Genomic DNA, 13,131 nt, shown 5'->3' with positions numbered 1-13,131 from the left:
TCGAAGGAGGCCAAAGGCGTGGTCTTGGACCGGTCGGTGGCCGGGGTTGGCTGGTCCCGAGCCGATGCCCGCCGGCAACTGGTCAAAGCGCGCACGCGACGCGGGCCGCGGGCCACGAGCGCCCGAAAATGGGTACTCCAACCGGTCATGTGATGCTCTGACGCATGTGGTCAAATTATTACCATTCTGAAGGTGCCCTATGCCCGACCTGGTGGTTTCGACACTAGACTGGCCGAAATCGTTGGGCGCATCTTACGCGCCTTGCGTTCGGTGCACAGCGCGGGGAGAGACGGCCATGCTCAGACGCTATCTCACTCACGACACGTTGATCGTTCGCTTTTTGACACTGCTCGCAGTTGTATCCGTTGTGTTCGTTGGGATCTGGGCTATGAGCTATTGGCTGTTGCCGGAGGGGTTGCTGACCGGTCGCACCGGCACGCAGGCTCTCGCGGGGACTGGCCTGGCAGGAGGCAGCGTGTGGCTGGAGTGGATGCGCATTTTAGGCCTCAATCTGGCGGTTACTGCGCTCTTGCTGGTGCCAGCCAACCTCATCACCACCAAACGCGGCTATCCTTTCGGCTACATAAGCGTTTTGCTGCTCGTAGCTGTGCTTGCCGTGATCGTAGGGACCAACTCTTTCACTATCCCCATGCCCGTGAGGATGCCACCTTCAATCGGCGCGTTCGGCAGTTCTGGAGTCTACGAGATCATGGCCTACGTCCTTGCGGTCGCAGCCACCCCCTCGATTAGTAGATGGCGTATCAAGAAATGGTGGGCGATCCGCGGGACCACGCAACGGGTCAGGACTTCACATTCAAAGACGACCATCACCCAGCGCAACACGGGAGTCTTGTTGGCGTTCGCTCTGCTTGCTGCAGCGTCTGCCTTGGAAACCGTACAGATTGCCGCTGCCGTGGTCCCTGCGCGGCCTTAAATTGGTCCGATGAAGCGCCCATAACACCAAGCCGATCGCACCAGCCATGCAGAGCACGGTAGTAAGAACCCGGTGCAGATCCACGTAAGAACAGTACCCGAGGGCATGCCGAATACTGGCTCGACGGCAAGAAGCACAAACTCCCCAGGAGTGCGAAAGCGTGCAAGACCACGGGGAGATACATCTGCGGCTGCATCGGTGTCACCGTTCTCGTCATGTCATACGATCCACCTCGAGTTGAAGCGGTTATCAGCGCTGCTCTGCAACATCACCGCGACAGATTGGGCTTCTCACAGCTTCGAAAACAAGATCTGCGTCGACAGAAATACCGTCCGTGAGCGGTGATTCGGCATATCGGAGAATCATAGGACTTCGAGGGTGTGCCCAGGCCACAGCGCCTCTGTATCCGCATCGCGGGCCGGCACCGCTGTCTTGCCGCTGGTCCGGTCAGGAACTTGGTGGCTTGTTTGGCCGCGCGTAGAGGGCCCGGTTTGCGCATGCACCGACAGGGGTCAGGACCTCTGGTACCAAAGTTTTGCCAGTGATCCGACCACCAGGCCCAGACCCGCACCCAAGGCTATACCGATCGCTATGCCAGGTCCGCCGGCGATGACAACTCCGACGGCGATTCCGGCACCAGCTCCAAAGCTGAGACCAATGCCAGGCAGCGTCTCAATGAATTGCCGGTCAACCTGGTGGCCATTCCCGTGATTCGTCATGAGCCGACCCTATCCCGCGACTATTGCGCTGAGCAGGGCCATAGGTCCTACTGTGTATCTGGAACCACCTAGGATGACGGATGCCTCGATGCCTAGCTCATCCGTAGGGAGTCGAGACTAGGCGGCCCCTTCGACGACCCCGAACAGATGCCGTGCGAGGCGGCCACCTGGGTCGTCGTCGGCAATCACGTCATGGAAAGAGAGTCTGACGCGATGATGGCATACCAACAAGATCGTCGGATTCGAGCTGCGCACGGTTTAGCTGCGAATGCTATGCGCCAGGCGTCTGGACCCGTAGTGTGTGGACCACCGACAGCGTCGTGATGAAGACTTGCGAAGAACTTTGAGGAAGCAGGCTTGACGTGCCAGTGGATGTCCTGACAGGAATTGCATGGCGGCCCCTGATCGTCGTGGCCGGCTTCAACGCCCTTTCGGCGGTGGGTGTCCCCGTACTTGTGGGCTGCTGTGGCAGGGTTTGCGATGATCATATGGATCCTGGTTGAAACCGTCATGATTCAGGGGTTCAGCTGGCTGCAGGGGATTCTTTTCACGAAGGGGGTGTTGGAACTCGTGCTTATCTTAGTTCTCCTCGGTGTCGTGCCGTGGTTGCCCCGCAGGGAACTGGACAAGATGTAAAGGGCAGCTCCTTGAGGATCTCCGGGTGAACGCCAGCATTCCGGGACCCAGCGGTTGGGACCCTTCGTAATGGGAAAGGAGCCACCGTGAAGCACCCGTTCGCACGTAGCACGTCGTCGCCGCCATACCAAACCGGGCAAACACGTCAAACCACCACTGGTCTTCCTCCGCTGTGGTTCTGGCTATCAATCTGTGCGGCGTTGTTCGCTGCGGCGGGGAGCATCACGGGTCTCGTCATGCCCGAGCGCATCTATGGCAAGGAAAGCGCGACGCTTTTCGATGCTGTTATTGCGCAGGATCTTGTGAATCTCTTCGTGGTCGTACCGCTGACCGTGGTCTTGGGAGTCCTCGCCTTCAGAGGATCGCTGAGGTCCTGGTTGTGTTTGCTTGGGTTCTTGGTTTTTACGGCGTACAACTACGCGATTTACGCGTTCTCGATCCACTTCGGTCCACTGTTTCTGGTTTGGGTGGCCGTGCTGGGGCTGGCTGTCTTCGCTTTCGCTGGTGCGTTGTCTGCCGTGAACACAACGGATGTAAAAGCGCTGTTCACCGGTACTGCGGGGCGGTTGCCTGCATGGTTTCTGCTGTTCACAGCCGTGCTGTTCGCTGTTCTCTGGTTCAGCGAAATCGTCCCCGATTTGCTGACAGGTCGGCCATCGGCATCCGCTGTTAGCTGGAACATTCCCACGAACCCGGTACACGTCCTGGATTTGGCGATCTTCCTCCCTGGGGTCTTTGCCAGTGGGTTAGCCTTGCTGCGCGACCACTGGCTGGGCTATGCAACAGCAGCAGGTGCCCTGATTTTCCTCGGGCTGACCGCTTTACCGATTTTCCTGACGCCGTTTGTGGCACAGGCTCATGACCGCGCAACGGGTTGGACGATTCTGGCACCGATGGGAGTCATCATTGTGGCCGTCTCGGTGATCCTGTGGTTATGGCTTCGTCCCAAGCGAGTATGGGCACCTTCCACTGCGGCTGAATCATCATGAGCTTCAGTCGACGCAGGCCGCAAAGCATCGCCGAGTGGGAACAGCGACTGACGCAAAAGACTTCTCCCCTTGGATGTTTCAATAGCGGGGAACTTTCCGGGTTGCCCGAACCGGTCCGACGCCACTTCACCGCAGCAATTCGCCCCGGAACCCCTTTGGTCCGTGCCGTGCGGCTTCAGATGCAGGGAAGGATCAAGCTGGGCAGATGGCTGCCGTTTCGGGCCACGCAGCTGCTTGACCCCCACAAGGGTTTCATCTGGGCTGCACGAGTGGCCCGGATCATCACCGGCTCGGACCGCTATCTCGATGATGTGGGGGGCATGGACTGGAAATTGGCTGGGCTGTTCAACATCGCTCATGGGTCCGGTTCCGACGTATCAAGGAGCGCTGCGGGTAGGGGAGGCGCCGAAGCGATCTGGGTTCCAGCGGCTCTGTTACCCCGGTTCGGAGCGACGTGGTCCGCCACCAGCGACAGTCATGTTTGCGTGCATCATCTGCTCGGAAACACGCCCGTGGAGGTGGACTACACCATCGGACCGGATGGACGTATCCGGAGCCTGGTATTTGACCGCTGGGGTGATCCAGACTCAACCGGTATCTTCCAGTGGCATCCATTCGGCGGCGAAATCACCGGTTATCGCACTTTCGGTGGCCTGACGATCCCGAGCGCCGGCCGACTTGGCTGGGGGTTCGGCACCGATCGATGGCCGGACAGCGAATTCTTCCGGTACCAAATTACCGAACTGCAACCAATAGCGTGAAGAACGGCGCAGCTGGCGGACACCCCTCTAAGAGCCTCACCCGGGGGTACCGGAAAAAGGCCCTGACGATGGCGAACCGCACCACAATCTACCCGGTCCGTAACCCACGCGATGCAAAACGACTCCTCGTGCTGCAGGGTGCGCCACTGGACAATAAATTCGGGCGCGGCTAAGGCAGAACGCATTCTCAGGACTAGCACAGGAGGCAATATCAGAGCTTCCGAGAAACTTGATGGGAACCTCTGCAGCCTGGACTTCATCCAGTCCCCATCGCTGGTAGCCGGCTGATCCCGGTATTCTTACGGAGATATTCGCGGCCGACCCTCCGGAGGTCGGTGCTCATGATACGGCCGGATGACTGCGTCTTCGGGGAAAGGACCGCTACGCGGTTTTTTCGGCACCCGCCCAACCGGATTCAGGAGTGATCAGTCCAAGGATCGCGCGACTGTGATGGGGAACTTGCCTCGATCACCGGCCTTTCGGGAGCATCCGAGCGGCAATAGCTGCGCTCCTTGCTGGTGTGGAGGGTGTCACGTGGCCATTACGCCCGTGCGCTTGTTCTTCCCGCGGCTTTGTCGCCGTGATCAACCTGGTTCTGTTCGCTCTCGGCGACGAACTAAATTTCGGCTTGCTGCTGGGTGCTGCCCCCAGTCATCAGCGCACGTTCCTAATGGTAGCGACGGTGGGGGCGGCCTCGAGGAACCCGGATGGCGAGGCTTCGCTATCCCACGGCTGAATCAGCTGGTTCTTGCGGACCTTGATCCAATCTGAAGGGTGGATACTCATCCCGCAGAAGGAGAACATAAGTGGCCACACGGTAGATCCACCGGTTGACTCCCATGATCAAGTCAAACAGCGCTCGGGGGTATCGGCCCGTGAACAGGAGCATAATAGCGGCGATGAGCACCAGAACGCCGAGCAAGGAGAGCCCTGCAGCGCGGTAGTAGTCCGATGACCAGGTGTCGGTGAGACTCCATGCCGGCCACGCGGCACTACTGAACATGCCAACTATGAGCAGGTGAGGGAAGGCCAACAGCCACCATTTTACCAAGACCAGCCCGTGAGAGAGCTGCTGAGGATAGTCGACCTCAAAGTCTGCCGGATAGTCGGCCGACGCGAGAGTGAAGGGCGGATATTTATCCGTAGCCAACGCCGAGTAGGCGTAGAAAGTCACTCTCCAGTTCCATCGGAGGACACCGACGGCGAAGTTGAAGAGTGCAAGCGGGTAACGGCCTGTGAAGAGGATGGTGATTCCGGCAACGAGGGTGGTGACCAGGACAGCAAACCACAGGAAGAACAAAACGATGTAATGAGGTATTGCCAGGAGCCACTTGACCAGCCACAGCCCACGGGACAATTGCGGGTCCAGTTCTCCGGACAGGCTTGCGGGATAGAGTTTCTGGTGGGTAATCCCCGCGGAGGGCATGGGGCCGGACTTCGCCAATTCCAAGGGCCCCGCACCCGACATACGGTGGGAATCATCTAGTTCCCCGGTCAGACCGGCGGCCTGTGCGTTCTTGGAGGACGAGACTCGCCGGCCGAGGCCCACGGCACCTATTGCGATCAATCCCGCTCCGATGATCACAAGTGCGACCCCACCAATGAACAAAGCAGGTGTGAGAGTTCCGAATAACTCGGAGCGGAACCCGGCCTGCATGTTCACTGTGACACCAGCGCTGGCATCGGCGTTCATGACCACCACGACCCAATCACCGCTGCGCAAATCCGTGGTGATTTGTTGTGTACCGCTTCCGGAAGCCTGCTTGGCCCAAAAGCTTTGCTCCGCGGGTGGCGTTGGCACCGCGGACCCCGGGACATCGCTATAGCTCACTCGGAACGGCGAGGTTTTAATGCCGATGATTTGCGTTGAGTGCACGCCGCTGAGGTACTTCTCCACGTCTGCCTTTGCTCCAACGCCAATGAACACCTGGCCATCGGGTGCCGTAAATGCAGCGCTAATCCGGAGGCTGCCAAGATCAAAAGGTACGGAATCCGCCTCGATCTGGGCAGGGGGAGTGGAGAGTGCGTATGAATTGGTGGCGAAGGCACGCGTGGGGGAAACGAAGTAACCGTCAGGTCCTTGTCGGGAAGCTACCAAAGCTGAGGCCACGCCGCCGATGATTCCGCCGCTACCGAGCAGCGCAAGCAGGGTACCCAACACCAGTGCGACAACGGCGCCTGCGACTCCTCGACGGACATTGCCTGAGGGTGCATTCCTTCTGTCAACACTTAAATTGCTAGTCATGTCATGGCACCGCTTTCCTTGTCTACCACTATGCGGTGCCCAAGGTGGCGTCAGTAGAGCCAAAGGTCCCCACTGACTCGATCGCTTCACGGGTCTCGCCGCGGCTCTTAAGGCTCGGCTACCGGTGACTTTGCCGGTGCGGGGTTGGCCCGGCACATGGGCACGCCCGTAGGTTTCGTTCGGTTGGTCCAATGCCTCATTGGTCCGGCGGCTCCGCCGCCTTGAGCAACAGGCTTCGCTGGTGGAATGGTCGTCTGGCCTTGAGGGATGCCGTGGTGTAGTCGGCGGGCATTTTGATGGTCAACTCGAAGACTTGTGCCTCGATGAGTTCCCTGAAAGTTGCAGCGGAGTCGCGCCGGGCGTGTTAATGGTGTCAACATATACCCTGTCGCGTACGCCCGTCTTTTGGCTATGTTCCGCCCGTCGCGGGCCCTGGCGGTCCGGGCGGGGTGGAGGGGGCGGATGCGCCGGTGTTGAGGAGTTTCAGGGCGAGTACTGCGGCGAGGGTGGCGACGGGAAGTTCGATGAGAACCGCCTGGAGGATAGCCACGGTCAGTGGCATCCCCGGTGAAGCTGTGGTGATGGCAAAGAGTGCATCAATGCACAGGCTCGTCGAGAACGCTGTCGTGGTTACCACTGCGTATTTGCTGTGTTTGTGCAGGAGTACGGCGCTGAATAGTGCTGCAAGTCCTTCGAAGCTGTCCAAGGCAGCCCACGCTATGTTCCAATTATTGGCGACGGTTTCGGAGGGTAATGTACGGGCGAGGTAGAGGATCCAGACACTGTAGAACACGACGATGCCGGCTCCGGCGACAGCGGCTGTCCTTCGCCATTTCCGGCCCCACAGGCTCGAGAAGATGCTCGGGCCTACGGAGATCGCCACGATCGCTGTGGAGATAAGTACCAACGCAACTTTCACGTCGGTAAACGATGGGCCGCCGGACCAATTGCCCGCTAATGACACTTTTCCGCCCCCACTCGTCCAAGGTTGGCCGGTGACTGAGTGAGGACCTGTGCGATCACCGCGGCGGCTGCTGTGATCGACGCAGCGGGCACGACGACGGTTCTCGCCGGAAGCACCAACAGTGCGGACAGCTACGGCTGAGACCGGTAGTGGTGGGGGAGGCGGTCGGCATCCGGATCATCCCATGGTCCTTTCGATGTGTCAGTGCATCCCGGCGTCCTGTGCGGCCTACGTGGAGCGCAGCCCGCCATTGGAATTATCAATTCGACCTTAGGCTGAGCAGGCGGAAAGTGGAAACGCCCCGGTGGCCTCTCCCCGGAGGAAACAAGCGCACAGGCTACCGTCGGTCAACTGGGCGCACGATCTTTGGCATTCAGGTGCCGGCCAGCGCGTGCTGGCGTCGCACCCGGGTACCGGGTGTACAGGTTGGGCTGTGCCCCGTTGGCTGATGTCTGTGTGCGTTCGAGCTGCTGCGTCCGGACGTTCTCCTGGTGGACCTGGATATGGTTCACCAGAACACTTCCGGCGTACTGGCACGGATCCGCGAGCGGGACCACGGTGTAGCAATCGTGGTGCTGACGGACAATCCCACCGTGGAGCAGGTGCGCTCAGCGCGCCAGGCCGGTGTGCGCGGCTTCATCAACCGGCGGGCGAGCGGAGATACGATTGCCCGCGTCCTCGTCGCTGCCGGGCAGGGACAGGCGCTCGTGGAAGGTGACATCTTCGATCACCTGATAGGCTCCTCGTCCACGGAGTCCGAGTCAGGGGCAAATGCCTTCACTGCCCGTGAAGAGGAAGTCCACGACATGGTGATCCGCGGCATGGCGGACAAGCAGATTGCCCGCGAGCTCGGCATCTCCGTGAAGACCATCGAGAAACACGTCGGCTCGATCCTACGCAAGACCGGAGCGCGGAACCGCACCATGCTGGCCGGTATGACCGGTGGAGAAGCCGCACCGGTGCACCCCTGGGGGTAGGGAGCGCGCTTGAGCGCCGAGCCGCTCTAGCGAACTACCCCGGTCCCGTATTGACGGGTGCGTGGCGTCATCGAACGAGTGTGAAGAACACTGCCGCAAAAATTGCGGCACAACCCGATGGCGGCCCCTGTGACTGACCGTGAGTATGCCAGCGCTGATGATTCGGGGATTGGTGACGGCTCTAGGGCAGGATCTGCAAGGGATGGTGCACGGCGAGTGATGGCGCTCGCTCGGCCTGGTGCTCATTCGGGCGCGCTTCCTTCTTCCGCTGTGACGCTGCCACCTACCGGCGCGTGTGTGTGGTGGTTGGTGGATCGTTTATCCATGACGCAGTAAGTTTCAGTGAGAGCAACAACTGATACCGGCCGGAGGCGAGCCAGTCATGAATACTTACACCGTCGATACAGGTGCGGCAGAGATTGTCTATGACGTTGTGGGTGGCCGTCCTGGCGCGGATGGCCGACCGCCGCTTGTCATGATTGGCCAGCCCATGGACGCAAGTGGCTTTCGGGCGTTGGCCTCGTATTTTCCTGAGCGCGTCGTGGTTACCTACGATCCGCGTGGGCTTGGGCGAAGTGTTCGCAAGGACGGCGGTGTGATCAACGCGCCCGTCATTCAGGCGGAGGATGTTCACGCGGTGATCACAGCGCTGGGTGAGGGACCGGTGGACTTGTTCGCCAGCAGCGGCGGCGCCGTGACCGCGTTCGCGCTGGTTGCCGCTTATCCGGATGATGTGGTGACACTTGTTGCCCATGAGCCGCCGTTGCCTAGCGTCTTGCCTGACTGGGTAGCGGCAGAGCGTGCCCTCGCTGCGGTTCGTGAGGCCTATAACTCGCGCGGATTTGGTGCCGGCATGGCAGCGTTCATCGCGATGACGTCATGGCGGGGAGAGTACACGGACGAGTACTTCGCCAGGACCGCGCCCGATCCGGCCATGTTTGGGATGTCTTCCGATGATGACGGAGCGCGTGACGATCCACTTCTTTCGCAACGCTCGCGCGCAGTCACGGACTATCGAATTGACCGCGGTGCGCTGACAGACTCGGCGACCCGCATCCGCATCGGTGTCGGAGAAGAGTCGGAAGGGTTATTCACAGGACGGACCGCTGTGGCCATGGCGGAGTTGCTCGGGCAGGAAGCTTTGGTGTTTCCGAGCCACCACGGGGGCTTCGCTGCGGAAGACGCCGGATATCCTGGTCAGCCCGCAGCATTTGCGCGCAGGTTGCGGGAGATTCTCGATGGTGAGTCGTGACCAACAGTCCCTGCGATCGGGTGAAACCTTGGGCGACGTTTTCTTCGTCCACGGTTACTACGTATCACCGCCTGGCACGCGGGCATCATTGAGCGACTTCGTATACCACCTTCACAACGCCATTCGAGTATGCGGCGGAGTCACGCAACACTAACTTCTGCTGCTCCCTGTCGGCACGGCTGAACACGTTCTTGCCAGCGCCGAGCAGCACGGGAAAGACGAGCACGTTGTACCGGTCGATGAGTCCGGCGTCAGACAAGCTCCGGGCCAGCTCCGCGCTGCCGTGAATGAAGATGGCGCCCCCGTCCGTCTCCTTGAGGGCGGCGACATCGTCGACAGAGCGCAGGATCGTCAGGGTGCCCCAGCCATTGACGAGGGAATCCTGGCGCAGCGTGGTGGACACCACATACTTCGGCAGGTCCTTGTACGCTGCGTGATCTTCAGACGCGGGCCAAAATGGGGCGAACGCTTCGTAGCTCCGCCGCCCGGCGAATCCACCACGCCATCAAGGGACATGAAACCGGTCCAGACCAATTCACGCGACATCATGACCTCCGAATTTGAAACACCCCGCCGGGGGACTTCCCGCCGTTGTGGCGGCTCAACGACCAATCCAGCAACCGCGCCACAGCGGCGTCTTGGATAAAAACGTCACCCATCACATGCAGGGTATAAAAGCTCAGCCGTCCTGCATGCGGTTCTCCAGATTTTGCCGCCGACTTCGATCCTGATCCGGGGGAGTGCCGCGTAGCCTGCCGGTTTCGTATCCCTAGGATTATGAGACGCCCTAGGATTCAGCGCCGAGCCGGAGCAACCTTTCTGCCTCGCTGAGGTGACGTTCGAGGGCGAGTTGGTGATCGGGGGAGAGCTTGGGTGTGCTGGCGGCGATTGCCTTCAGAATCGGTTTGTTGGCACGATCAAGAATCATTGCTCGGGTGCGTGGAGTGAGATCAACACGTACTTTCCGGCGATCAGAAGCGTCCGCAGTGATGCTGATGGCTCCAGCGTCTGCCATGGCGCGGCTGATGCGGGATACCAGGCTCCGGGCGAGACCGGTACGGCGCGTAATCCCGGAAACCGTCGCACCAGGATTTCGGGCGACGTCCTCGAGTACTGACAATTCACCGGCGTTGACGCGGTCTGGTCCGGTGTTTTCTGTCGCACGCAGCGCGATCGTGCGGACATGGCGTGCGAGGCGGTGAAGTTCTGCTGCGTTCATACCCATACTGAAGCACTAGTGATAAATTCCAAGCACATCACAAGTGATGAGGTAGAGGATCCATTGAGCTGGAACTGGGCCGACATCAATCAAGCAGTAGACGACGTTGATTATCGCGGCCGGAATCGTCTACTTGCTCTTCGAGCTGTCGGGAGGCATTAGCTGGCGTACGGCGGATTGGCTGGTCGTAGCTGAACTTGGCCTTGTTGCCTTCACCGGTACGGCCATGGGCTACGCCACTAACTTCCGCAGCGCTGGCGGCCAACTCCAGTATCGGCTCACCGGAACAGGCATTTTCCTGTGGGGCCTCTTCATCGTCATCCGCATCGCAGATTTCGCGTTGGCGGGTGCTCTCGGCGCCAATCTGGCAGACGCCACAGGGCTGATCCTGCTGTCATTCGGAATCAACCGACTCGCGGCCATCCTCGTCGTCCGCAGGCGAGCCTCTGCTCCACCCGGCGAGGACTGGGCCGGGGCTAAGCTGGAGAGCAGCCCGCAAGGGCTGTGCGCCAGCGAAGGTAGTTAGCGCTTGCGTGCAACAAACCCTTGTAACGAGGCGAGCCCGAGTTCGAAGAGGTAGCAGCGGCCGGCCTGACCGCACAGCCGTTCCCCTTTCGGGTACGGAGCAATGAGGAGAGGGTGTTGTGCACTGCCCTTATCGTCATGGCTGGGAAATTCGCGGGCAACGAATTGGGGTACTGGCCCGATACAACGCGGAAGGAGGCGCGATCCACGCTATTGGAGTCCCCCGGTGTCCTGGCCGGGGCAAGGATCGACGCCGATCTTATCGAAGAAGAAGCCCGATGGACCGTTCAAGGGCTTTTCAGACCTTTTTCAGCCGCCTCGGAAGCAGTCACTTCTAAGAGCCCGTTGGGTTACTGGCGCCGGAGCTTTGATTTCGAGCAGCAAAACAGCGCTGTGCCCCTTGTGGCCACAGCAGAAAGGTAACGAGTGTGGAGTACCAGCAGAATCGAGACGACAGCCACCAGTCCCACCGGTCACATGCGCGATCTGACAATTATGACCAGCACCGCGTCCTTGATCTGGACGCCGAGGTGTTCAGCGCCAATCTTGCAGCTGTCCTGGACAGGACCGGGGTGAGAGCTGCGCGCGGCGTAGTTGACCTCGGCGCCGGCACCGGCGCGGGTAGTCGGCTTCTGCGCGGGCGTTACCCGGACGCCGCGGTTACGTGCGTGGATAACGACCCGCAAATGCTCGAGCTGCTGCGCGAGCAGGGCTTCGCCGTGGTCGAGGCCGACCTTGACGAGGGCTTCCCAGCGCTAGTCGGCTCCTTGAGCGCGGCGGATCCGACGCCCGGGAATTTGGTCGACCTGGTATGGGCGTCGTCCTCGTTACACCACGTCGCCGACCCCGCCCGCCTTCTGTCGGGGATCCACCGGACGCTGGCAGCTGGTGGGGTCCTCGCCGTCGTCGAGCTTGCCGCTCTACCCCGGTTCCTCAGCGATACTAAAGGCGCACTACTGGAGCAACGTTGCCACGCCGCTGCCGCAGCTGAAGGCTGGAACCATCACCCGAATTGGACCTCGGTCCTTGAAACCGCAGGGTTTGCTGTCACCCAGTCCGAGGTGACGACAACCGCATCCGTTACCCCGGCGGCACGTGAGTACGCGCAGCAGTGGTTCGCTCGTTTCTGCCATCTGGAAGCATTGACCGGGGACGACCGTGCCGCCGTCGCAGACCTGATTGAGCAGCTCTTGGACGACATGGCGCTGGAACCCCGCACCACCAGGAGCATCTGGGTGGCCACCCGCAAATAAAACCGAAACCAGCAGCGGGCCCGGGGGACATGCCTTGGATAAAGCCCGGGATTCGAAATTGCCGCAGCGATGACATTCCACAGAGGAAAAGTGACTGCACGCGGGCTCAGACAATTGTTGGGGAGGTCAGCTCGAGCTTGGCTTCAACGCGGCCGGTTTCGGTGCTCGGGCTAAGTTGGAATCCCAAATGGTCCAGTAACCGCTGTGCCGCGAGGTTTCCAGCGGCCGTATCAGCAATCACTTCACGGGCACCGCGTTCGGCAGCTTTTTCGATGATGCCGGCCATGGCAGCCCGCGCGACGCCGCGTCCCCGTGCGGTTTGCGTTAGCCAAATACCGGTCTCAAAAACTCCTTTTTCATCATTTGCTTTCAGCCGTGCGGAACCACACACGACGCCTGATGCAACAACAGCCCACGTCGATTCGCCGGTAGCCCCGTTAGGCCCGGCACTGTTAGAGCGGTGGTAGTGGCGGAGCCATTCGATTCTTTCCGAAGTCCACTCACCGCCAGGGGTAAGCGGCGGCGTGACCTCGTCCGCGGTGGCATCAGTCGTTGCTGCAACGACAAGCTGCTCCAGAGTCTGGTCAGAGACGGGGATCAATATGGTCGAAAATTCGTCGTCGAGCAGCACAGCCTCGATGATATCCCGCAATCGAC

Annotated in this window: 14 protein-coding genes; 8 read left to right on the top strand and 6 right to left on the bottom strand. The window is 60.4% G+C overall.

Translation table 11 applies throughout. The features are described 5' to 3' along the window. Positions 1-388 precede the first annotated feature (388 nt). Positions 389-934 carry a hypothetical protein gene (locus IV500_RS01130; RefSeq protein ID WP_196394974.1) on the top strand — a complete coding sequence of 182 codons (546 nt, stop codon included), beginning with the start codon at positions 389-391 and terminating at the stop codon, positions 932-934. Positions 935-1,446: 512 nt separating this feature from the next. Here the strand turns inward: IV500_RS01130 and IV500_RS01125 are convergent. Beyond that, a complete protein-coding gene (locus IV500_RS01125; RefSeq protein ID WP_196394973.1) occupies positions 1,447-1,653 on the bottom strand; it encodes a hypothetical protein in 207 nt (68 codons plus the stop codon). A gap of 480 nt (positions 1,654-2,133) precedes the next feature. Between IV500_RS01125 and IV500_RS01120 the strand changes: the two genes are divergently transcribed. The 3 genes from IV500_RS01120 to IV500_RS01110 all read left to right on the top strand — a co-directional run bounded on the left by IV500_RS01120 (position 2,134) and on the right by IV500_RS01110 (position 4,039). Further along, positions 2,134-2,289 carry a hypothetical protein gene (locus IV500_RS01120; protein WP_196394972.1) on the top strand — a complete coding sequence of 52 codons (156 nt, stop codon included), beginning with the start codon at positions 2,134-2,136 and terminating at the stop codon, positions 2,287-2,289. Between the two features lie 86 nt (positions 2,290-2,375). Further along, positions 2,376-3,278: a hypothetical protein gene (locus IV500_RS01115; protein ID WP_196394971.1), complete on the top strand. Its 903-nt coding sequence runs from the start codon at positions 2,376-2,378 to the stop codon at positions 3,276-3,278. Further along, the gene (locus IV500_RS01110; protein WP_196394970.1) at positions 3,275-4,039 is read left to right on the top strand and encodes a DUF6544 family protein; all 765 of its coding nucleotides are present in this window, start codon (positions 3,275-3,277) and stop codon (positions 4,037-4,039) included. The genes IV500_RS01115 and IV500_RS01110 overlap by 4 nt, the downstream gene beginning before the upstream one ends. Positions 4,040-4,760: 721 nt before the next feature. Here IV500_RS01110 and IV500_RS01105 read toward each other — a convergent pair. Beyond that, positions 4,761-6,284 (bottom strand): DUF4389 domain-containing protein, encoded by a 1,524-nt coding sequence (locus tag IV500_RS01105; protein WP_196394969.1) that lies wholly within the window; start codon positions 6,282-6,284, stop codon positions 4,761-4,763. A 409-nt stretch (positions 6,285-6,693) separates the two neighbouring features. After that, on the bottom strand, positions 6,694-7,203 hold the full coding sequence (locus IV500_RS01100) for a hypothetical protein (protein ID WP_196394968.1): 510 nt from the start codon (positions 7,201-7,203) through the stop codon (positions 6,694-6,696). A gap of 497 nt (positions 7,204-7,700) precedes the next feature. Between IV500_RS01100 and IV500_RS01095 the strand changes: the two genes are divergently transcribed. Continuing rightward, complete coding sequence (locus tag IV500_RS01095) at positions 7,701-8,225, top strand: LuxR C-terminal-related transcriptional regulator (protein ID WP_376770175.1); 525 nt, start codon at positions 7,701-7,703, stop codon at positions 8,223-8,225. A 382-nt stretch (positions 8,226-8,607) separates the two neighbouring features. Continuing rightward, positions 8,608-9,477, top strand: coding sequence for an alpha/beta fold hydrolase (locus IV500_RS01090; RefSeq protein ID WP_196394966.1), 870 nt, complete (start codon positions 8,608-8,610; stop codon positions 9,475-9,477). A gap of 85 nt (positions 9,478-9,562) precedes the next feature. On the opposite strand, the gene IV500_RS01085 is transcribed toward IV500_RS01090, so the two are convergent. Both IV500_RS01085 and IV500_RS01080 read right to left on the bottom strand, forming a co-directional pair. After that, on the bottom strand, positions 9,563-9,895 hold the full coding sequence (locus IV500_RS01085; RefSeq protein ID WP_312875780.1) for a dihydrofolate reductase family protein: 333 nt from the start codon (positions 9,893-9,895) through the stop codon (positions 9,563-9,565). A 369-nt stretch (positions 9,896-10,264) separates the two neighbouring features. Next, on the bottom strand, positions 10,265-10,696 hold the full coding sequence (locus tag IV500_RS01080; protein ID WP_196394965.1) for a MarR family winged helix-turn-helix transcriptional regulator: 432 nt from the start codon (positions 10,694-10,696) through the stop codon (positions 10,265-10,267). A 106-nt stretch (positions 10,697-10,802) separates the two neighbouring features. Between IV500_RS01080 and IV500_RS01075 the strand changes: the two genes are divergently transcribed. Together IV500_RS01075 and IV500_RS01070 are read left to right on the top strand one after the other, a co-directional pair. After that, entirely contained in the window at positions 10,803-11,222 is a 420-nt protein-coding gene (locus IV500_RS01075) for a hypothetical protein (protein ID WP_196394964.1), read from the top strand. 427 nt (positions 11,223-11,649) lie between these two features. Next, complete coding sequence (locus tag IV500_RS01070; RefSeq protein ID WP_196394963.1) at positions 11,650-12,474, top strand: class I SAM-dependent methyltransferase; 825 nt, start codon at positions 11,650-11,652, stop codon at positions 12,472-12,474. Positions 12,475-12,580: 106 nt separating this feature from the next. Here IV500_RS01070 and IV500_RS01065 read toward each other — a convergent pair whose 3' ends face one another. Then, complete coding sequence (locus IV500_RS01065) at positions 12,581-13,126, bottom strand: GNAT family N-acetyltransferase (protein ID WP_230854299.1); 546 nt, start codon at positions 13,124-13,126, stop codon at positions 12,581-12,583. Positions 13,127-13,131 lie beyond the last annotated feature (5 nt).

The organism is Arthrobacter terrae (genome assembly GCF_015708085.1).
Taxonomy (GTDB): Bacteria; Actinomycetota; Actinomycetes; order Actinomycetales; family Micrococcaceae; genus Arthrobacter_M; species Arthrobacter_M terrae.
The sequence above is the reverse complement of the archived record's forward strand: the minus strand, read 5'-3'. Positions and strand labels throughout refer to the sequence as shown.

Excerpts from the sequence above, each read along its gene's own strand:
- IV500_RS01130 (WP_196394974.1), top strand. The coding sequence starts at position 389 with ATGAGCTATTGGCTGTTGCCGGAGGGGTTGCTGACCGGTCGCACCGGC.
- IV500_RS01125 (WP_196394973.1), bottom strand. The coding sequence starts at position 1,653 with ATGACGAATCACGGGAATGGCCACCAGGTTGACCGGCAATTCATTGAG.
- IV500_RS01120 (WP_196394972.1), top strand. The coding sequence starts at position 2,134 with ATGATCATATGGATCCTGGTTGAAACCGTCATGATTCAGGGGTTCAGC.
- IV500_RS01110 (WP_196394970.1), top strand. The coding sequence starts at position 3,275 with ATGAGCTTCAGTCGACGCAGGCCGCAAAGCATCGCCGAGTGGGAACAG.
- IV500_RS01105 (WP_196394969.1), bottom strand. The coding sequence starts at position 6,284 with ATGACTAGCAATTTAAGTGTTGACAGAAGGAATGCACCCTCAGGCAAT.
- IV500_RS01090 (WP_196394966.1), top strand. The coding sequence starts at position 8,608 with ATGAATACTTACACCGTCGATACAGGTGCGGCAGAGATTGTCTATGAC.
- IV500_RS01080 (WP_196394965.1), bottom strand. The coding sequence starts at position 10,696 with ATGAACGCAGCAGAACTTCACCGCCTCGCACGCCATGTCCGCACGATC.